At 35.9% G+C, this 20,407-nt stretch carries 20 protein-coding genes and 1 pseudogene; 11 read left to right on the top strand and 10 right to left on the bottom strand.

What is annotated here, in order from left to right; genetic code table 11:
* Positions 1-77: 77 nt before the first annotated feature.
* Together OPR24_RS05650 and OPR24_RS05645 are read left to right on the top strand one after the other, a co-directional pair.
* A complete protein-coding gene (locus OPR24_RS05650; protein ID WP_006280226.1) occupies positions 78-920 on the top strand; it encodes a ParA family protein in 843 nt (280 codons plus the stop codon).
* Positions 917-1,768 carry a ParB/RepB/Spo0J family partition protein gene (locus tag OPR24_RS05645; RefSeq protein ID WP_265033105.1) on the top strand — a complete coding sequence of 284 codons (852 nt, stop codon included), beginning with the start codon at positions 917-919 and terminating at the stop codon, positions 1,766-1,768. Before OPR24_RS05650 ends, OPR24_RS05645 begins: the two co-directional genes overlap by 4 nt.
* A gap of 806 nt (positions 1,769-2,574) precedes the next feature.
* Here OPR24_RS05645 and OPR24_RS05640 read toward each other — a convergent pair.
* A complete protein-coding gene (locus tag OPR24_RS05640; RefSeq protein ID WP_265033103.1) occupies positions 2,575-2,853 on the bottom strand; it encodes a TrbC/VirB2 family protein in 279 nt (92 codons plus the stop codon).
* Between the two features lie 98 nt (positions 2,854-2,951).
* Positions 2,952-3,299, bottom strand: a complete 348-nt coding sequence (locus OPR24_RS05635; protein ID WP_265033101.1) for a TrbC/VirB2 family protein — start codon at positions 3,297-3,299, stop codon at positions 2,952-2,954.
* A gap of 135 nt (positions 3,300-3,434) precedes the next feature.
* On the opposite strand from OPR24_RS05635, the gene OPR24_RS05630 reads away from it, so the two are divergent.
* From OPR24_RS05630 to OPR24_RS05615, 4 genes are all read left to right on the top strand, one after another.
* Entirely contained in the window at positions 3,435-4,250 is an 816-nt protein-coding gene (locus OPR24_RS05630; RefSeq protein WP_265015758.1) for a YihY/virulence factor BrkB family protein, read from the top strand.
* Entirely contained in the window at positions 4,237-4,992 is a 756-nt protein-coding gene (locus OPR24_RS05625) for an SDR family oxidoreductase (RefSeq protein WP_264687976.1), read from the top strand. The genes OPR24_RS05630 and OPR24_RS05625 overlap by 14 nt, the downstream gene beginning before the upstream one ends.
* A 314-nt stretch (positions 4,993-5,306) precedes the next feature.
* Entirely contained in the window at positions 5,307-8,609 is a 3,303-nt protein-coding gene (gene carB / locus OPR24_RS05620) for a carbamoyl-phosphate synthase large subunit (RefSeq protein ID WP_265033098.1), read from the top strand.
* A gap of 131 nt (positions 8,610-8,740) precedes the next feature.
* Positions 8,741-10,177 (top strand): hypothetical protein, encoded by a 1,437-nt coding sequence (locus OPR24_RS05615; protein WP_265033096.1) that lies wholly within the window; start codon positions 8,741-8,743, stop codon positions 10,175-10,177.
* 304 nt (positions 10,178-10,481) lie between these two features.
* On the opposite strand, the gene OPR24_RS05610 is transcribed toward OPR24_RS05615, so the two are convergent.
* Together OPR24_RS05610 and OPR24_RS05605 are read right to left on the bottom strand one after the other, a co-directional pair.
* Positions 10,482-11,291: an SDR family oxidoreductase gene (locus OPR24_RS05610; protein WP_265033094.1), complete on the bottom strand. Its 810-nt coding sequence runs from the start codon at positions 11,289-11,291 to the stop codon at positions 10,482-10,484.
* 5 nt (positions 11,292-11,296) lie between these two features.
* The gene (locus tag OPR24_RS05605) at positions 11,297-11,941 is read right to left on the bottom strand and encodes an alpha/beta hydrolase (RefSeq protein WP_320157135.1); all 645 of its coding nucleotides are present in this window, start codon (positions 11,939-11,941) and stop codon (positions 11,297-11,299) included.
* A gap of 253 nt (positions 11,942-12,194) precedes the next feature.
* On the opposite strand from OPR24_RS05605, the gene OPR24_RS05600 reads away from it, so the two are divergent.
* From OPR24_RS05600 to OPR24_RS06560, 3 genes are all read left to right on the top strand, one after another.
* Positions 12,195-12,350 (top strand): hypothetical protein, encoded by a 156-nt coding sequence (locus OPR24_RS05600; protein WP_253309621.1) that lies wholly within the window; start codon positions 12,195-12,197, stop codon positions 12,348-12,350.
* Positions 12,351-12,560: 210 nt separating this feature from the next.
* Positions 12,561-12,752, top strand: coding sequence for a hypothetical protein (locus tag OPR24_RS05595; RefSeq protein WP_265033090.1), 192 nt, complete (start codon positions 12,561-12,563; stop codon positions 12,750-12,752).
* A complete protein-coding gene (locus OPR24_RS06560; protein WP_406833296.1) occupies positions 12,742-12,834 on the top strand; it encodes a hypothetical protein in 93 nt (30 codons plus the stop codon). Before OPR24_RS05595 ends, OPR24_RS06560 begins: the two co-directional genes overlap by 11 nt.
* A gap of 188 nt (positions 12,835-13,022) precedes the next feature.
* On the opposite strand, the gene OPR24_RS05585 is transcribed toward OPR24_RS06560, so the two are convergent.
* The 5 genes and pseudogenes from OPR24_RS05585 to icd form a co-directional block, all read right to left on the bottom strand.
* Positions 13,023-13,379: a transposase gene (locus OPR24_RS05585; RefSeq protein ID WP_265033087.1), complete on the bottom strand. Its 357-nt coding sequence runs from the start codon at positions 13,377-13,379 to the stop codon at positions 13,023-13,025.
* Between the two features lie 154 nt (positions 13,380-13,533).
* Positions 13,534-13,722, bottom strand: a pseudogene (locus tag OPR24_RS06555) (IS630 transposase-related protein); the annotation flags it as partial.
* 303 nt (positions 13,723-14,025) lie between these two features.
* Complete coding sequence (gene nth / locus OPR24_RS05580) at positions 14,026-14,664, bottom strand: endonuclease III (protein WP_265033086.1); 639 nt, start codon at positions 14,662-14,664, stop codon at positions 14,026-14,028.
* A 21-nt stretch (positions 14,665-14,685) separates the two neighbouring features.
* Positions 14,686-16,026 carry a molecular chaperone DnaJ gene (locus OPR24_RS05575; protein WP_265033084.1) on the bottom strand — a complete coding sequence of 447 codons (1,341 nt, stop codon included), beginning with the start codon at positions 16,024-16,026 and terminating at the stop codon, positions 14,686-14,688.
* An 83-nt stretch (positions 16,027-16,109) separates the two neighbouring features.
* A complete protein-coding gene (gene icd / locus OPR24_RS05570) occupies positions 16,110-17,537 on the bottom strand; it encodes an isocitrate dehydrogenase (protein WP_265033082.1) in 1,428 nt (475 codons plus the stop codon).
* 143 nt (positions 17,538-17,680) lie between these two features.
* Here icd and OPR24_RS05565 point away from each other — a divergent pair, with 143 nt between their 5' ends.
* Entirely contained in the window at positions 17,681-18,193 is a 513-nt protein-coding gene (locus OPR24_RS05565) for an RDD family protein (protein WP_265033080.1), read from the top strand.
* Positions 18,194-18,242: 49 nt separating this feature from the next.
* A complete protein-coding gene (locus OPR24_RS05560; protein ID WP_265033079.1) occupies positions 18,243-18,683 on the top strand; it encodes an RDD family protein in 441 nt (146 codons plus the stop codon).
* An 850-nt stretch (positions 18,684-19,533) separates the two neighbouring features.
* Here OPR24_RS05560 and sucD read toward each other — a convergent pair.
* The gene (gene sucD, locus OPR24_RS05555; RefSeq protein ID WP_265033078.1) at positions 19,534-20,406 is read right to left on the bottom strand and encodes a succinate--CoA ligase subunit alpha; all 873 of its coding nucleotides are present in this window, start codon (positions 20,404-20,406) and stop codon (positions 19,534-19,536) included.
* Between the last annotated feature and the right edge of the window lies 1 nt (position 20,407).

Here is a 20,407-nt window from a genome sequence, read left to right as displayed (position 1 = left end):
AGCAACAAAAAAATTTTCTAATGCAAAAGTTTCTTGCATATATACAATAGAATTATTTTATACATAAGATAAAAGGCGTGAGCAAGATTATTGCAATAGTAAATCAAAAGGGTGGAGTTGGCAAAACCACAACTAGTATAAATTTATCGACAGCCTTTGCTGCTGTGGGAAAAAGCACTTTATTGGTAGATCTTGATCCTCAAGGAAATGCTAGCACCGGACTCGGGATTTCTTATCGTAGTAGGGAAGAAAAAAATATATACAAAATACTACTGAGCAGCGAAAATAAATTGATAGAATCGGCAATTTTCAATATAAAGGAAATTCCAAATTTATCACTAATTTCGTCAGTAGTTGATCTGTCAGCTGCAGAAATTGAATTATCGCAACTTGAGCGAGGAAAATTTGTGCTAAAAAGCGCATTAGAGAAGATACGCGATAATTATGAGTATATAATCATCGATTGCCCTCCATCACTTGGGCTTCTAACCATAAATGCTTTGACTGCTGCTAATTCTATTATTGTTCCTCTTCAGTGTGAGTTTTTTGCTCTGGAAGGATTAAGCCATTTAGTTAAAACTGTAGAACTGATAAAAAGGAATAACCTAAACCCTTTTTTGGCAATAGAAGGGATCGTGTTAACAATGTATGACAGGCGCAACAAACTCAGTGAACAGATTAAAAACGATATTTGCCAGTATTTAAATGATAAAGTATACAAAACTATCATCCCATTGTATGAGACTGTTATTCCACGTAACGTACGGTTATCAGAAGCGCCTTCTCATGGAAAACCTGCTATTGTGTATGATCTTAAGTGTCCTGGTGCACAAGCATATATAAGTTTGGCAAGGGAAATTTTGAAAAAGCACGCGAGCAGTTGTAAGGAGAAGAAGCTAGTGAGTGAGGGCGTGGTATGAAGGATGATAGACGCCTCGGCAGAGGTCTTGCCGGCCTCATAGGCGATAATTATGATAATAAAGAAGATCGACAAGAGTATTTACCTATTTCATTACTGCACCCAAGCAAATTTCAACCGAGGAAACATTTTGACGAGGAGTCATTAAGAGAACTTGCAAATTCGATAAAGAAAAGTGGCATTATACAGCCTATCGTGGTACGCAAAGATTCAAATGATGATGGTTACGAAATAATAGCTGGGGAACGTCGTTGGCGAGCAAGCAAGATTGCAAATCTTGATAGTGCACCCGTTATCATAAAAGATCTGAGCGACAAGGAATGCTTGGAAGTATCCATTATTGAAAACATACAAAGGCAAGATATTAATCCAATAGAAGAAGGTGAAGCGTATAAGAGACTGATAGATGAGTTTTCCTATACACATGAAGAATTAGCTTCAACTATAGGCAAAAGCCGCAGTCACATAACCAATATGATTCGGATGTTGTCACTTCCTGATGGAGTAAAAACAATGATCAACGAAAAAAAGCTATCTATGGGCCATGCAAGAGCGTTGATTAATGTTAAAAATGCGGAAAGTATTGCAGAAAAAATAATTTCCCAAGGCTTAAGCGTTAGGCAAACTGAAAAATTGATAAAAGACTTACATCAAAGTAACAACCAAAAAGAGCAGAGATATACCAAAAATCAAGATATGGCAGCACTAGAAGGTGCTATATCTTCTCAACTTGGTTTAAAGATCAAAATTAATGACAGTAATTCTAAGGGTAAAGTTATGATACGGTATAATAATCCAAATGAATTGAATTTAATATTAAAAATTTTAAATAGGAAACTTGAGTGCTAATAGAGCAAAAAGATAATATAAAATACAACTGTTGATGTCACCCAAGTAGCATGGAGAGACAAAAATCACTTGACAAACTCCGCCAGCCCCCTTATTATGACAATAAGGGTATTTATGACCAAAACTTGTTTTTGACCTGCAGGCTCAATGACAAAATTCAGTAAAAAACTTAGGGTATTTTTTAGCAGATTACATAAAATTATAGCGGCTGCATGTCTTTTTTATTTTTTCTACATTCAGCCAAATCGCGCTTATTTTAAGCGTTAGCACATTATTACAGCGCCAGTTCAAATTATTATAGGGTCAAAACTCGCACCACGGGGCTTCTTTTGCCTTTTTTTTCGTTTGGTAAATTTCTTAAATATTTATGGCTAAACGACAACCGTCATCACTGTAAAGGTCAAGTAATTCGTCATTCCGCTACTTGTTAGCGAATGAGATACCGCGAATGAATCGCGGTATGACGGTCTGCGGTGGCATGACGATAACTTCGTCATCCCGCTACGTGTTAGCGGGATCTAGAGATACCGCGGCGGTATGACGATAAGGTTTATACCTTGTCATTCCAGTGCTTGACACTGGAATTCAGACTTTAACTGATATGATTACAGAAAGAGAATTTATTAGGTAGTTATAGACACTGAAGGTGGTAAAACTTACCACTTTCAAGTAAAGAAAACCTCAACAAAGGTTTATGATATAATGTGATAGTGGTGCTTCTTTAAGAAGCACCACGTACATAAGATTTTTTTGAGGCTTGTAATACCTATTTACATTTATTTGTAATGCTGTCACATAGCACGCTCCTACGGGCATGCTTGCACTGTACCTGGTGCTATTGCCGTTACAATCTTAGGAGCACCAAAAAATACAGCAGTAAACACACCTAATGCAAAAAGAGCTGGCCACGGCATTCTGCCAAATATTGCAAGCAATGCTGCACCTATTATCACTATCGTGATCATCGGCCCACCTAGGCTATGAGTATAGTTTATTATTTTGCATATCATTTCTGATGTTTCATCAGCATTTGCATCAAACGCAAAGGAGAGAATTAACGCCACAAGTAGAAGAAAATTTTTCATTATGCCTCCTATAGTTTCTATTTCACTAGATTATCCTTCACTTTGATTAAGTTTAAGTCAATGATACAAGAAGTATCATTGACTTAAACTTTTTAAGACTATTTACACTTATATTTCCCTGATCCTGGAGGGTTCTCTTGCAATGTTTGATTACCCTTACATGTCTCGCACTTACTTGCTGTATCTGGTGCTATTTTTGAAACGACGGCAGGCGCACCGAAGAACACAGCAGTAAATGCACCGAGTGCAAAAAGTGCTGGCCACGGCATTCTGCCAAATATTGCAAGTAAAGCTGCACCTATTATCACTATTGTGATCATCGGCCCACCTATGCCGTGAGTATAACCAATTATTTTGCATATTACTGCTGATGTTGCATCTAGATCAGCACGTGCATCAAATGCAAAGAAGAGAATTAACGCCACAAGTAGAAGAAAATTTTTCATTATGCCTCCGATAATTTCTATTTAATGCTGGATTATCCTTCACTTTGATTAAATTTAAGTAAATGGTGAGGATTTTTTGCTTAAAAGTATTCTTTATTTCATTTAGAATACTTTTCTTGGTTCGTTTATATTACAGTGCTACAGAAATTTTACAGCATCGTTTATTGCCTTTATCGTGCTTTGATTGACACAATTCATAATGATGGAGTGGAGCATGCAGGGTATCTATCATTTTTAATCCTGTTATCGATATTCCCTTTTCTTATTGTTTTAATGGCTGTGGCGTCAACATTCGCAAATTTCTTAGACCAGTATAACATTGGCTGGGTATTTATCATTGATAACATGCCACAGGATATTTTGGCATCTTTGATGCCGCGTATCAGAGAGATAATATCAGGCCCGCCGCAAAGCTTACTAACTTTAGCAATTGTAGGCGCTGTTTGGACCGCCTCGTCAACAATTGAAGGGCTAAGAACAATATTGAACAAAGCTTATAAAGTTCCGGTTTCACCACCTTATATATTAAGAAGGTTGTTAAGTATACTACAATTTTTAGTGATCACGCTTATTATAACTCTAACTATAGTGTTCTCTACATTAGTGCCAATGCTAATTGATTTTTCCTATCAGGGGATTAGTTATACTAAATATCTCCTCATTGAATTTGTACTTTTCACAGTAGTCTCTTGGCTATATTTTATGTTGCCAAACATAAAACAAAATTTATCAGACGTCTTTCCTGGATCTTGTGTGGCTGTTATTCTTTGGACAATTTCCGCTTCAGCTTTCAAGCAATATTTAAAAGCTTCCTTTGACCAACTGAATTTGATATATGGAAGTTTAGGTGGTATGGTAGTGTCATTACTATTTTTTTATATGCTAAGTTTGATTTTTATATATGGAGCAAAATTTAATTTTCAGCTAAAATATTTCAATGAATCTCGCTAAGGAGAAAGAAATGAGTAAGTTAGAAGGTAAAGTAGCTTTAATCACCGGAGCTTCAGGTGAAATAGGCTCTGCTGTTGCAAAAAGATTTGTAAAAGAAGGTGCATGTGTGATTCTGATTTCAAGATCTCTTGATAATCTCAAGCCACTATATAATGAAATTGAAGAGCTTGAAGAATTTAAAGAAGGCTCTGTGAAACTAATTCAGCTTGATCTTTTAGACTTTGAGAATGTAAAGATACTGACAAACATGATAGAAAGCCTGAAATTATCAGAATCTGGAGCACTTGATATATTAGTTGCATGTACTGGAATTTTAGGCAAATTGAACCCTATTCACGACTGTGAGATTGAAGAGCTACAGAACGTAATGAATACAAATTTTACTGCCAATTGGTACTTACTAAAAAACTTAGATCCAATGCTAAAGAAGTCTAATGCTGGAAGAGTGATATTCATGACCTCAGAGGTGACACTTTCTCCTTCCTCTTATCCATATTGGATGCCGTATGCTGCAAGTAAAGTTGCACTAGAAATAATGGTGCAGATATATGCATCTGAGACAAAACATACAAAATTATGTGTAAATGCTGTATACACGAAAGGACCTGTGGGTAGTGAGCAGGCATTTCCTGGATCTGAATTGGTGTCACCTGATAAACTAACAGACAAATTTGTGGAGTTAGCTTCTAACGATTGCAGCGTATCAGGAAAAATCTTACCGCTTAGCAAATCTCCCGAATAAATTACATATAGCTAACGACGATTTGAGAAACCGTCATCCCGCTACTTGTTAGCGGATGAGATACCGCGAATGAATCGCGGTATGACGTGTTAAAACAATCCGATAAGGTAAGCCTCGTCATCCCGCTACGTGTTAGCGGGATCTATGCTTGAGATACCGCGGCGGTATGACGTAGCGAGATCTAATTTGTGCTAGCTATATAACCATAGTAATAGTCGTTAAGCCTAAAAGTAGTTAGCTAATAGGTTTAATAAAAATTCACATATACAGGAAAGATTGGTAACATTATTTGAACAGAAATCGTTATTGTAATTATGCCAAAACGCACAGATATAGAATCTATATTAGTAATAGGAGCAGGCCCAATAGTTATAGGTCAGGCATGCGAGTTTGATTATTCCGGAACGCAAAGCTGTAAAGTATTAAAAAGTGAAGGTTATAAAGTCATTTTAGTTAACTCCAACCCCGCAACTATAATGACAGATCCTGAGTTTTCTGATGCAACTTATATTGAGCCGGTACTGCCTGAAATCATAGAGAAAATTATAATTAAGGAGATGCCAGATGCAATATTGCCAACAATGGGCGGGCAAACAGCACTCAATTGCGCAATAAAACTTGCAGATGATGGAGTGTTAGACAAATACAATGTAGAATTAATAGGGGTAAATAGAGAAGCAATAAAAAAAGCAGAGGATAGAGAGTTATTCCGTCAGTCCATGGATAAAATAGGGCTAAAATACCCCAAAAGTATCATTATAAAAAATCAAGAACAAATAAGAAAGGCTTTGGATTACATTGGATTACCAGCAATCATCCGCTCGTCATTCACCCTTGGTGGTGCAGGTAGCGGCATAGCATACAATAAAGAGGAGTTTTTCAATATTGCAGAAAGTGCTCTCAAAATTTCGCCAATAAATGAAGTTCAGATAGATGAATCAATTATCGGCTGGAAAGAATATGAAATGGAAGTTATCCGTGATTGTAAAGATAACTGCATAATAGTCTGTTCGATAGAAAATATCGATCCAATGGGAGTGCACACCGGAGATAGTATCACAGTTGCTCCTGCTTTGACTCTGCGTGACTTAGAATACCAACAGATGAGAAATGCATCTATAGCAGTGCTAAGAGAAATTGATGTTAGTGCCGGTGGTGCAAATGTTCAGTTTGCAGTGAATCCTAAAGAAGATGGAAGCCTCGTTGTGATTGAAATGAATCCAAGGGTTTCTCGCTCTTCTGCACTTGCTTCAAAAGCAACAGGTTATCCTATTGCAAAAGTTGTAACTAAACTTGCTATCGGCTATTCACTCGATGAGATACGTAATGATTGCGCTCCAGTTATACCTGCTGCATTTGAACCAGTGATTGATTACATCGTCACTAAAATTCCTCGTTTTGAATTTGAGAAGTTTAAGGGGACGAATTGTGAACTATCAACTTCCATGAAATCAGTGGGGGAAGTGATGTCGATCGGCCGCACTTTTAATGAGTCGCTGCAGAAAGCTTTTCGCTCGCTTGAAATTGGGCTTACGGGACTTAATGAAGTATTTCCTGAAAATACTGATATTGATCACATCAGATCTCAATTAGCAAAATTGCTGCCAAACAGATTACTGATTGCTGCTGACGCAATGCGTCATGGAATAAGCATAGAAGAAATAAATTCGATTACAGGATATGACTTATGGTTTTTGCAGAATATACAGCAAATTATATTAGCTGAACAAAAAATCAAGGAAAACGGCCTTCCTGAGACTGCATATGAAATGTTAGAGCTGAAAAAAATGGGGTTTTCAGATGCAAGATTGGCAAAATTAAGCAATAAGAAAGTAGAGCAAATTGAAGAAATAAGAAAAAAATTTGGCATTAAACAAGTTTATAAGCGTGTAGACACCTGTGCAGCTGAATTTGAATCGAGCACTGCTTATATGTATGGCTGTTATGAGGGTAACACAATGATGTCATTCCAGCGCGTGACGCTGGAATCCAGAGATAAGGAAGAATGGATCCCAGTGTCAAGCACTGGGATGACAGAGGGAATGGAGTGCGAAGCAGATGTTTCTGACCGAGAAAAGGTTGTCATTTTAGGAAGTGGCCCAAATCGCATTGGTCAAGGTATTGAGTTTGATTATGCATGCGTACATGCAGCTTCTACCGCCAAAGAAATGGGGTATGAAACAATAATAATCAACTGTAATCCAGAAACCGTTTCAACTGATTATGATACCGCTGATCGTTTATATTTCGCCCCACTGATTGCAGAGGATGTGCTTGAAATACTCAGTAAAGAGCAAGAAAATGGCACACTGGTTGGTATAATAGTTCAAATAGGTGGTCAAACACCTTTAAAGTTAGCCAAAGTGCTTAACGAGAGAGGTTTCAAAATTCTGGGAACTTCGTTTGACTCTATTGACCTTGCAGAAGATCGCATGAGATTTAAAAACCTTGCTTTGCAACTTAATTTAAAACAACCTGAAAGTTCTATCTGCCATTCAGTAAAAGAAGCGTTAACCAACGCAGAAAAGGTGGGGTTTCCACTAGTAGTCAGGCCATCATATGTCCTCGGCGGTCAGTCTATGTCGATTAGACACGATACTCAGAGCTTTAAAGAGTATGTCTTGAATCAAACCAAAATTTTTGAACACGGATCGCTGCTTCTTGATAAATTTTTAGTCAATGCAGTTGAGGTTGACGTTGATGCTGTGTGTGATGGGGAAAAAGTTTTCATTGCAGCGGTCATGGAGCATATTGAAGAAGCTGGTATCCACTCTGGCGATTCAACATGCTCAATACCGACAAATACATTGAGTGACGAAGTAATAAAAGAGATCGAGCTCCAAACTGAAAGAATAGCTCTTGCACTAGAAGTGAAAGGTCTGATAAACATTCAGTTTGCTGTTCAAGAGAGTGATGTATACATACTTGAAGTAAATTTACGAGCTAGTCGAACCGTTCCTTTTATTTCCAAGGTAATCAATATTCCTATTGCAAAGCTTGCCACTCAGGTTATTTTGGGTAAAAAATTGAATCAGGAAAACAAGCCTTTCAATCATTTTGCAGTTAAAGCTGCTGTTTTTCCATTCACGCGTTTTTCGGGAATTGACACTCTACTTGGTCCTGAAATGAAATCAACAGGAGAAGTAATGGGAATTGACTCATCGTTTGAAGCTGCACTTGCAAAAACGCACATGGCTGCAGGATACAAGTTACCAATAGAAGGAACAGCTCTGGTTTCAGTAAAAGATGATGATAAAGAGTATATATTGCCTGTTGTACGAATGTTGAAAGAACTGAGTTTTGAAATATATGCAACCAAAGGCACAGCTTTGTATCTGAATAATAACGGCATTGCTGCACAAGCTGTAAATAAAGTGAGAGAAGGCAGACCCCACATAGTTGATATGCTCAAAGATGGAAAAATAAATCTAGTGATCAATACCTCAAAAGGTGTGAAATCAGTCTCAGATAGCAAAGATATCAGGAGAACTGCTATTTTGCAAAATATAGCTTATAGCACCACAGCTTCTGGGAGTAAAGCGTTAGTGCTTGCAATTCAATATGTAAAGAATAGCAAATTGGAAGTGAAATCATTACAGCAGATACAAAACGTTTAAATATTCAAAACTAAAATAATTCATTCCTCTATCTCGAAATCGTGGTAGAGTAATGTAAGTCAAATTTCTTTACTGACTTGCCTATGTATTATAGTATTTATCAAAGAATTAATGGGTAATGGTTATATAACATGACTTATGAGATAAAAAAGCAACAAATAATAGATCAACAAATTTTTGAAAGTAATGATCTGACGAAGTTCTCTCTTAATCAAGAGTATAACTTTGCCAAAGATGATTTGTTAAACAAAACAGATGAACACGAAAGTGATAATCGACCATGGCACTTTAGTAATGATGGTTCAGGTGATAATTCCGCTGATGGTAATCAGATGCCTTGTACTGAATCAAGTGATTGGTACTCAAATTCGAGCTGTAGTTCAGATTATTCTTGTTTTTCGGAAGATGGCTCACTTTTAATGGATCTAGAAATACCATTAACTGAAAATGAAGAGAAGCTGATTGATGAATTTTGTAAGGAGATGAAAGACAAAATAGAAGAAAATGAAAGAGAGTATAAAAGAAAGATATCTAACCAGGAAAGTATAGAAAATTGGACAGAGGGTGCTTTAAAACGTATGAAAAGCGTAGTAGATACATACTTAGAGAGAGGGATAAGACTAAATTCATGTTATGGTGATCGTTATAGAACTGTAACAAATTTGATATTTGAAGAAATAATAGATGTTATTAATAATAAAGGCCTATGCCCTAGCAGTAAAGCGCATGCATTTAGAGGTCAGGATGTTTCCTGTAACAATGAAGATCAAGATGATGACAACACGAATGAAGTACTGGAAGATGGTAATTTAGACATCATAAGAAACACCATTAGGGATTTATTGTTAAAAGGTGGGAAAGTAGAAAGAGGTCTTTTCGATGGTGGTGAGCTAGGACATATAACTTCTGATTTTGATTATGTCAATGATCTCTTTGCGGAATGTAAGGAAATTGAAAACGATCTAAAAAATGTAGCATATGAAAGTACTGTAAACAAAAATGAGCAAGCTCAAAAGGACAAATTAGAATTAAAAGTAGAGATAGATAATGAGTGCTTTTGTATAAAATATTCACAAGATAGTACTGTTGAAGTTGCAAAAATCCTAAGCAATGAAAAGAATAAAGGTTTAAACTTAAGAGTTGGTATACTGCAAATTGGGAAAAGTATAATAAGAGTTGAAAGCTACAACGGAAAAAGAAATTATCTGGATGTTCTTAAGCAAGGTGTAACATTATCTTTTGATAGTGAAGCAGAAAAAATCAGTATTCATCTAAATCCTAAGGAAAATAGTAATGAAATAGAAGTAAAGCTTGATGAAAGTAGTGAAGAAGTGTTTGAAAAATTAAAAAAAAGTGGATTAAGTTTAGGAGAAAACTGTCTTTTAGGAGGAAAAAGCGTTCTGGAAGCTATACAAGATGGAAATTTTGAAAGAAATAGAAGTATTATACCAACTAGCGTAATTGAACAGCCAAATGCTGCAACGAATACTCCACAATCTTACCTAGAGAACATTCGTCTGAACGGACACAATGACAGAACTAAACGTATTGATTCAAGGCATGGCTAATGTGCAAATATTGAAGCAAAAGTGATCAGTGCTTGACACTGCTCTCCTTTGTCATCCCAGTGCCCAGACACTGGGATCCAGGAATTTTATTAAGTTGGTGAGCATAAAAATAGCTGTTTTACGTTAAAATACAATGTTTTTGATGATTATGGAAAGGCTGGATTCCAGTGTCAAGCACTGGAATGACACCATTTGTTGTAAACTTATTTTTTTCTTGATGATTATCTTTTTGGTTTATCTCGCCTACCTATTTTGCCACTTTGCTGAACGGATACAACTAAACAATAGGTCTATCTACTTCATTCTAATGTGATTTCAGTTTTTTTACGTGCAAACTCTCTAATCCCACCTTATAGTTACGGTAAATTAGAGAGACATTAAGATCTTTTTTAATTTTAACATTACTTACTTTTTTTGATCCTAAATAAAAACTCTGTGCATAATCTGGTAAGGAAGAAACCTCAATTGGCTCTGGAGGACTAACATTGAGAAGTTTGGCTGCATACATTATCACTTCAGATTGTGTAGTGGGTAAATCATCTGCACAATTGTATACTTCACCAGGTTTTATGCTTTGCATGGAAGAAAATAGAATGTTCGATATATCTTCAACGTGAATACGAGAAAAAAAATGCCCTTCTTTTTTCACATTTTTTGCTTTGCCAAGCTGTAAGTCAATTAACACGTTCCTACCAGGACCGTATATTCCAGCTAAACGAAAAATATGTACAGGCAGTTTGCTATTCAGCCACTTCTTTTCAGATCTAAGGCGCTTTTCTCCTCTGATTTCTATAGGTTTTGTTTCAGATTCCTCATTCACCCAATTACCAGAGTAATCACCATAAACGCTAGTTGCAGACAAATAACCAAACCATTTAACATTTTGCAGGCAATCACCATATCTCTCCATAACATCATCACCATCTGGAGGAATAGAAATTAAAACGTGCGTTGCGCTTTTAAGCAGATCTTGACTAACTTTCTCATAATTAAAGAGGATTACATTTTGTATATTTTTACTTCTTGATGTGCCACTGACTTTCCAACCTAAGTTCAGCAGTTTTTTCGATAAAAATTTAGCCACATATCCATAACCAAAGCAAAACAAGTGCATGAAAATTAATTTTTAAAATTCTTCTTGATAAATTCTACTCCTAATTTTATCCCCTCTTCATTAATAATATGCCCTAATGCATGAATTGGGTGCCCTTCAACATTTATTCCATTTTCTTTCAAAGCTTTAACCGCTAAGTTGAGGGACGAAAAAGGTACCACGTCGTCAGCATCACCATGGATAACACATATGTTAGGTTTTGACTTGATCTCTGGTGCAGTTTTTGAAGGTGAAAGAAACCTACCAGAGTATGCAACAACTGATGCACAGGATTGAGAGCGGGTGAGAGCTGTATGTATTGCAAGCATTGCTCCTTGAGAAAATCCAACCAAAGAAAGTTGCGTATCTTTTAAATTAAGCTCCTTTAATTTTGTATCAATGAAATGATTTACAATTGATGTAGCATTTTTTACTCCATTATATAGCGCTTCCTCACTACGATCTTCCAAGCTGAACCACTGATAACCATCACCTATTTCTCTTTCAAACGGAGCATTGGGTGCTACAAAATATGACTCGGGTAAAAACTTGCTCATAACTTTAGCAAGGTGAATGAAATTATCGCCACTTGAGCCCCAACCATGTAAAAAAATAATCAAATTTTTCTTATTTCCGCCTGCACAAATTTCTTGGCCTTTAAGTTCAATCATTTCTTTTCCTTTTGCATTTATATTTTTATTTAACACTAATTTTCAAATTTGTAAAAACATACTGTGATTGCTGTTGAATGATGGAGAGACATACTCCATTATTTTATACCTATAGCTAACTGAAAAAAGGTTACCTCAGAAGGGATAAAAAGGTATAAAATGGCTTTGGATAAGGTAGAATGATGCCAAAGTGAGGATCTGAGGGAACGTGTTTTGAAAGTAGTAGACGAGAAAAAAATGACTATGGAGGAAGATGTTCAAAATTGATAGAAAAACAATATATTGGTGGAGGAAAAGAAGAGAAGAAACAGGAAGCATAAAACCATCTTCAGGCTATCAAAAGGGGCATAGTCATAAAATTAAAGACTTAGATAGCTTTGTCGAATTTCTAGATGAAAATCAGAGTTGAAAAGATAATTGAAAAATTTGGCAATATGTGCAAAGACAAAGTATATAACTACCTTAAAAAAGTGAACTATATGTATAAAAAAAACTTTTCTCTACCAGGAAAGGGATGAAGGAAAACGAAAGGAAGTCATACAAAAGGTAGCAGAAATAAATGAAGAAAATTTAGTATTCATAGACGAATCAGGGATAGAAGATAACGAATTTTATGCGTATGGATGGGCTGCAAAAGGCAAGAGGTTATTTGCTGATAAACCAGGATTCAAAAGAAGAAATAATTGGAGCGCTGAATGAAGGAAAAGTTAAAGCACCATGGGTGATTGAAGGATATTGCAAAAGTGAGATTTTTGAGGCTTATGTTGAGAATGTCCTTGTGCCAGTGCTGAGGACAGACAATAATTCTTGACAATGCAAGCTTTCATAAGTCTGAAAGAACGAGAAAATTAATAGAAAGTGTTGGATGTAAAGTTTTATTTTTGCCGCCATAATCGTCTGATTTAAATCCAATTGAGAAGTTCTGGTTTGCCATCAAGCATGCCATAAAAAAAGCGCTGCCAAGCTTTTGGCCTGATATCAATTCTGCTATTGATTTTGTTTTTCAGTATTCAGGTAACCCTTTCTTGGGTTAGCTATAGGATCATCATCTATTCTTTTTTCTCTACAAGTATAGTATTTTCTAAAACGAATGATAAACGTCTAAAATGGTATTACCAACTAAAAGGTGTAAGTTTGTACATTGATGCATTAGAGGTCTGAGGCGACTTTTGATGGTGTGCCAACAATGCTCTATCGGATTTAGATCAGGTGAATATGTTGGAAGATAAAGCAAATGACAGCCAAAAGACTCTATTAATGACTTTGTTTTGGGAGTTTTATGGAATGTAGCATTATCCATAACTATGGTTGTATTACGCTGCAATTGTGGAAGTAATCTTCGCTCTAACCATACATTAAATACATCTTTATTACACCCTTCTGTGAAGGTCATTGGTGCAATAAACTTCTTTTCAATCCATCCACCTATTATACTCACTCTTTCCCGCTTTTTTCCTGGAACATCAGCATATATTTTTTCTCCTCTTGGAGCTCATGCATATTCTCGGTATAGTCTATTATCAACTCCTGCTTCATCTATATATAAAATGCTACAGTGGTCTATTTTTGAGACTTGATCGATAAATTGCTGCCTATCTTCTTGATTGCGCTCTTGATAGAATGTGACTTTTTTTTAAGGTTATTTTTAGCTGTTTTAACCTATACCAAATTGCACTTATTCCAAAGCCAAGGTTTTGTTTCATTTCTGCTAGTGTGTGATCTGGGTGTTTTTTAACATAGTCTGCAAGTATTTTTGGGTCTATTTTCCGAATAAAACCAGTACTTTTTACCGCTTTGAGACCTTGGCCAGTAGCTTTCTTTTTTAGCCATCTATATAGTGTCTATCTCAAAAACCTCTGCAACTTCAACCTTTGACTTTCCTTTTTCTACCACAAACACTGCTTTTTCCCTTAAATCTACACTATATACCATCGCTTTCCCTACTTTAGAAAAATATATTATACCTTCATCATTCGCTTTTGAAAATACTATAGTTTGCTTATGAGCAACCTGGATCCCAGCGTCAGCTACTCGGATGATAAAAGGAAGGAATATCGGAGTGACAAGAAAGGGGTCATAGTGTGCTAGACTTTATACCTTTTGCATTCAAACTCACACAAATCATGAATTATACACGTTTCACACGAAGGCTTTTGCGCTTTGCAAACATATCTACCATGCAAAACCAGCCAGTGATGAGCATAAAGCAGGTATTCTTTTGGAACTACATTTAAAAGAGATTGCTCTGTTTTAAACACATCTTTTTCTCTCACAAGTCCAAGTCTGTTGCTTACTCTAAAAACATGAGTATCAACTGCCAATGTTGGAATACCAAGTCCTGAATTTAAGAACACATTAGCGCTCTTTCTCCCAACCCCTGGTAAAGATACCAAATCATCGAAATCAGTAGGCACTTCGCTATTGTACCGCTCAATCAATATTTTGCTGAGCCCGATTATGTTTTTTGCTTTGGAATTATATAAACCAATACTGCTTATACGTTTTTTAAGCTCGTCTTGTCCAAGATTCAGCATCTTTCCTGGCGTATCAGCGATATTAAATAGTTCTCTTGTAATTTTATTAACGCTTACATCGGTTGTCCGTGCTGATAAAACTATCGCAACTAGTAGTGTAAAATGATTGGTATAATTTAGCTCTATTTTTGGCGCAGGATTTGATTGTTGAAACTTTTCAAATATTAGTTCTACTTTTTTTGAGTCCATGCATAGAGCTAAAAGCTTATACTATACTGTTTGCTGTGCAAATTCAATTGCTTGAGGATTAGATAGTCCTTCAGTATTAACATCAGACATATCAGTTTTTACCTCATCAAAATTCCTCTCAGCAAATTCGCTTGCCACCTCCGCAAAACACTTTCTAACAAGAGGCATAATTATCGGCATTAATATCCTCTGTGGATCATACCGTCCTAACAGATCGGTTTCCTTTTGCACTCTATCTTTTGGATCCTCTTCTAATAAGTCTTTTGCATACTTTTCAGCATATATTTCACAGCTTTTTGAAAAGGTAGGACTAAATACTTCAGTAGCTAGCAGTGCTAACAATGACAAAGTACCAAATATTGTCACATCAACATAAAGACTATTAGAAATAAAACCCTCTATCATTAAAGAAGTAAAAAAGATAGGCAAAGCGTAAAAAACACAAAGCTTATAGCATAAGTAAATACAATTCATTCTACTTACATACTTGTCAGTAGAAATCTCATAGTTTTTGTATTTTTTTTCGTAATGTTCTGTTAACAAAGCCAAAAACTGCGCCATAATAAAATTTAATGCTACTAGTGGCAAGCATAAACACATCAAGGTACTACTGGCAATTAACCAAGTAGGCAAGAAATAATAACAATAACTTGCTTCAGCAAGAGCTAAAGGAAGTAAGGTATATACTTTAGCCTTAAAAATACTAGATAGCAAATCGTCTCTACGCTTTATAAACTTTTGCATTAGTGCTTGTTTGTCTTCCCTTATTAGACTCCTACACTTTTCTAAAGGAGAAATATAACTAAACAGTTGCATGTTAGGCTTCAATAAGTGCTTATCAAGCTCATTTCTTAGCTTTTTGACTTCACAATCGAAAAGTGAGCCATATCTTACCCAATAATTTATATCATAAATTAATTTATCTTTGTGTTCCAAGTCTTCTAGTGAGCTATTTTTCTTTTTCAATATGGAAGCAAGCTCAACAAAATTCTTTCCTATCACTTCCTCTTCAGTGATATTTAATTTTTCAAATAATTTCTTCCTATAATAAAATTCACGCGCTGTTAAACTCCCATCACTTTCAGCACCAACACTGACTTTAACACAAGGATTTCCTAATTCCAAAGGTTCAATATATTTTTTTAGCTCTTGATAGGCTTTATAAATTTGATCAAATCTATTTTTATCTCCACCCTTGTCAGGATGATTTACAAGAATTAACTTCTTATTCTGTTTCTTCAAAATTGCGCTAAGCTCTTCATAATTCTTGTCTACAACTTGCTTAGCCTTTATTTCTAATACTTTAAATAAGTAATGATTATCATAAAATTCCTGACTAGTTAACTTAAAATGTTGACCCATTACTACATCTCACATAAATAAATTATATCTCTAGTATAATCTATTTAAATGTTTTATGCAATCATAAGAATGTCAAACGATCATTAAGAGAAAAACCCCTCTTTCCCATCATACAAATACAATTTATCCATCCTTACAACATCAAAATTGTGTTCTTCAAGTTTGATTAGCAAGTTATTCACATCAATATTTGTAATAGTTTTCTTTTCATTATTTGCTATAAACCTGCAGGTTATTTGGTCACTTGAAGATTTTGAGCCTCCTGGCCAAATTGCAAGTCCTTTTGAGTATATCGCTATAATTTGAGGATCGCTTGATTCAAATAACCTAACTATTTGGTCAAAGTTGCTGGATTTGTCCCAAGCAAGCGTTATATCACTACCCACTAGCTTTTTAACTTTGTAATCTTGTTCGTAATTGTCTTGTACTTTATTTATTTTACTATCTGAACCACTGCTAATTATAAGCTCAGGTAATGTTGCAGGTTTCTTTCCTAGATTATCTATAACAACTTCTGCAAATTCTTTTGTACCAACTTTCTGTTTACTTCTTTTCTCCTTATACAAATCGGCAGTGTGTATTCCATCCTCTAAAGTCTTCAGCCATGCATCGTAGATTAGTTTTGCAGTACCCACTTGACCTATGTAAATTAGCATATGCACTGCAGCATTTAAAAGACCAGAAGGATTAGCTATGTTTTTTCCTGCAATATCAGGAGCAGAACCATGAACCGCTTCAAACATCGCATATTCATTACCTATATTGCTACTTCCTGCAAGCCCTACAGAACCTGAGGTTTGTGCCACTATGTCTGATAATATGTCGCCATATAGATTTTCAGTTACTATAACATCGAAATTCTCCGGTTCTGTGGCAACACGTGCCATTCCAATATCAACTATATAATGTTCTGCCTTTATGTCCTGGTATTCCTTTGCAATGCGATCAAACGCTGCATGGAAAGTTCCGTCAGTCATTTTCATTATGTTGTCTTTAGTCAGGCAAGTTACTTTTTTTCTGTTGTGTTTTTTCGCGTATTCAAAAGCATACCTGCATATCTTCTCTGAGCCAGATCTAGTAATAATTTTAGTGCATTGGTAAGAATCACCAGTGAGCCTATGCTCTATTCCGGTGTAAACGTCCTCTTCATTTTCGCGTATCACTACGATATCAAACTTATCGAATTTATTTTCTATAACAGGATGATATGAAATACACGGCCTGATGTTTGCATATAACCCTAGATTTTTTCTGAGTGCAACGTTCAAGCTTTTGTGTCCTTTACCTTGAGGAGTGGTTGTCGGAGATTTGAGTAATATCTTTGTCCTTTCGATAGATTCCCAACCACTTGGAGAAATTCCGTGAGACCATTCCTTACTATAAACACGCTCACCTATTTCAATAATATCCATTGAGATCTTCGCTTCCGCTTCGCGCAATATCGACAGCACCGCTTCCATAATTTCTGGTCCGATACCATCACCATATGCAACTGTGATTGGTGTTGACATAACTTCCCTAACTGTAAATGATTTAATGTTAATTCAAATAATAGAGTGGCACAAGTAGCTAGTATTGCACAAATTAGTATATTTACGATTATTTAATAACGTATTTTTATACTAGTTATGTCACAGTAGAACATGGGCAGAGTATGGATACTAAAGTAAGTTATGCAGGGATGTTTAGGCGAGCTTTTGCATATGGAATTGATTTTGTTTTATGGGTGACAATGGCATCTGTTATAGTCTTTTTTCTATATTTTCTACATCATTCATCTTCATCATACAACGATGCAGACGATACTTACAAGACAGTTGTCCACATGATAGTTTTTATAGTGATACTACCAATATATACAATTTTTAATATGCTAATGACAATAAGATTTGGTGGCACTCCAGGGAAATTACTGTGCGGCATATGTATAAAAGATGCAAACACATTTACAAATGTTACTCTAAAGCAAGCAATAAAAAGATATTTTTTTAAGGACGGTATTGTGATTATTTGTAATTTGCTATCTTATCCTCTGCCTGATTATATTTCTGGATGTTTTTTTATTGTACTAACCTCAGTTTTAATGTTTGCAATATTTGACCAGCACAAACAGACTTTTTACGATAAAATTGCAAAAACAGTAGTGATAGACTATAAACCTAGTTGATATTTTTCTTTATAGGCAGTGTATGGATAAAAACGTAAACTACTCAACAATGATAAGGCGTATTCTAGCATTTATAGTTGATTGTATTTTATTTATCGCAATACCATTTGCTTTAATGGCGGTAGGTTTCTCACTTACACACGTAATCATGGGTGCAATAATTGTAATCACCACGATTGTATTTTCTTTATTTTTAATGATACCATGTATATTTCATATATTCATGCTAGTAAAATTTGGCGGCACTCTAGGGCACTTGTTATTTAGCATGCGTGTAAGAGACAAAGATACACTTGAGCAGATCACTCTAATACAAGCAATAAAAAGAACCATCGCCTTTTTCATAATTTACTGTATATCGCTTTATAATCCTATTTTACTTTTAGCTATACTAATCCTAGTTTTAGTATGTGCAGTAGATGACGAACATAAACAAGCTTTTCATGACAAAATTGCAAACACGGTAGTGATAGATTATAAACCTAGTTGATATTTTTCTTTAGTTGTTACCACCAAGGGTGTTATTCCAGCGCGTGACGTTAGTTAGAATCCAAAAACCATGAGAGCTACAAAAAATTACTTTACAAACTCCGCCAGCCCCCTTATCATAACACTGAAGCTATTTATTTATCTTCGCAATCTCTGCAGTGGATTAATGACAAAAAAACTTAATGTATTTGGCGTAAATCATGCTTAATTTTTTGCACTATGTGCACCTCATGTCTTTATAAAACTTTAGGTTTCTACCTATACAAGCCGAAACGCGCTTATAAAGCGTTTAAGACAGTAAAAGACGTCAAATAGACAAGGGAGAATTTGAATACTAGCTACCCTGGGGTTTTTTTGCCCTTTTTTCCGCTCAGTAAATTTCTTAACGTTTATAATTTAGGTTAGTCGCATTTAAAAGCAGCTAAATTGCAGCGTTTAGAATAAAAAACGCCAATATTTTGAAGTACATATAAATAACTAGTCAACCATGGGGCTTCTTTTGCCTTTTTTTGTTTGGTAAATTTCTTAAATATTTATGACTAAAGTAATTTAGGCCTACCGACAACCGTCATCCCTGTAAAGGTCAAGTATCCCGCTACGTGTTAGCGGATGAGATACCGAGAATGAACCGCGGTATAACGTAGAGTCAGCGTTAGCTATAACACAACACTTTTATACTCACCAAATCAGTTTGCTTGTAAGCAAGCAAACTTTCCTGGATCCAAGTAGTCAAGCTACTCGGATGACACCATTATAGAGTGAACCAGTGTCAGCTACTTGAGTGACACCCTTTCTAGCAGAAACTGCTCCTCAAATCACAACGTTCGTACAGCTGCGTTTTAGATTAGGCACTAATGCATTACTTCCAATACCTTCTTACCAATCACTGCAGGGGTTTCAGCAATTGCAATCCCGGCGCTCCGCATAACTTCTAGTTTTGCACCAGCACTTCCACCACTGGAAGAGATGATTGCTCCAGCGTGTCCCATACGTCTTCCTGGAGGTGCTGTTTGACCTGCTACAAAACCAACGATTGGCTTTTTAGTTTTTTCTGTTTTCACAAAATGTGATACATCTTCTTCTTCGTTTCCACCTATTTCACCAATAACTACAATACCATGAGTATCGTCATCTTTTAAAAAGAGCTCCATACAGTCGACAAATGTCATACCATGAACTGGATCCCCCCCAATTCCGATACACGTGGATTGACCAAGACCAACAGCGGTTGTTTGTGCTACTGCCTCGTAAGTTAAAGTTCCGGAGCGAGACATAATTCCTATGTGTCCACGCTTATGGATATGGCCAGGCATAATTCCTATTTTGCACTCTTCAGGCGTAATAATTCCCGGGCAGTTGGGACCAACCAATCGACTTTTTGAATCAACAAGTGCGCGCTTAACTTTCACCATATCAAGTATAGGAATGCCCTCTGTAATACAAACTATCAATTCTATTTTTGCATCTATTGCTTCAAGTATTGCAGCAGCAGCAAATTTAGCAGGTACATATATTACCGTAGCATTCGCATCAGTTTTTTCTCTAGCTTCTGCTACAGTATTAAAAACCGGTAAATTAAGGTGAGTGCTATCACCCTTTCCAGGAGTTACACCGCCAACCATTTTCGTCCCGTAGTCAATAGCTTGCTCTGAATGAAACGTACCTTGTGCACCAGTAAAACCCTGGCATATTAATCTTGTATCTTTATTTACTAAAACGGACATG

Source organism: Wolbachia endosymbiont (group A) of Sicus ferrugineus, from assembly GCF_947251515.1.
In the GTDB taxonomy this organism is placed as follows: Bacteria; Pseudomonadota; Alphaproteobacteria; order Rickettsiales; family Anaplasmataceae; genus Wolbachia.
Note: the sequence above shows the minus strand (reverse complement) of the source record. Positions and strands in the feature narration are given on the sequence as shown.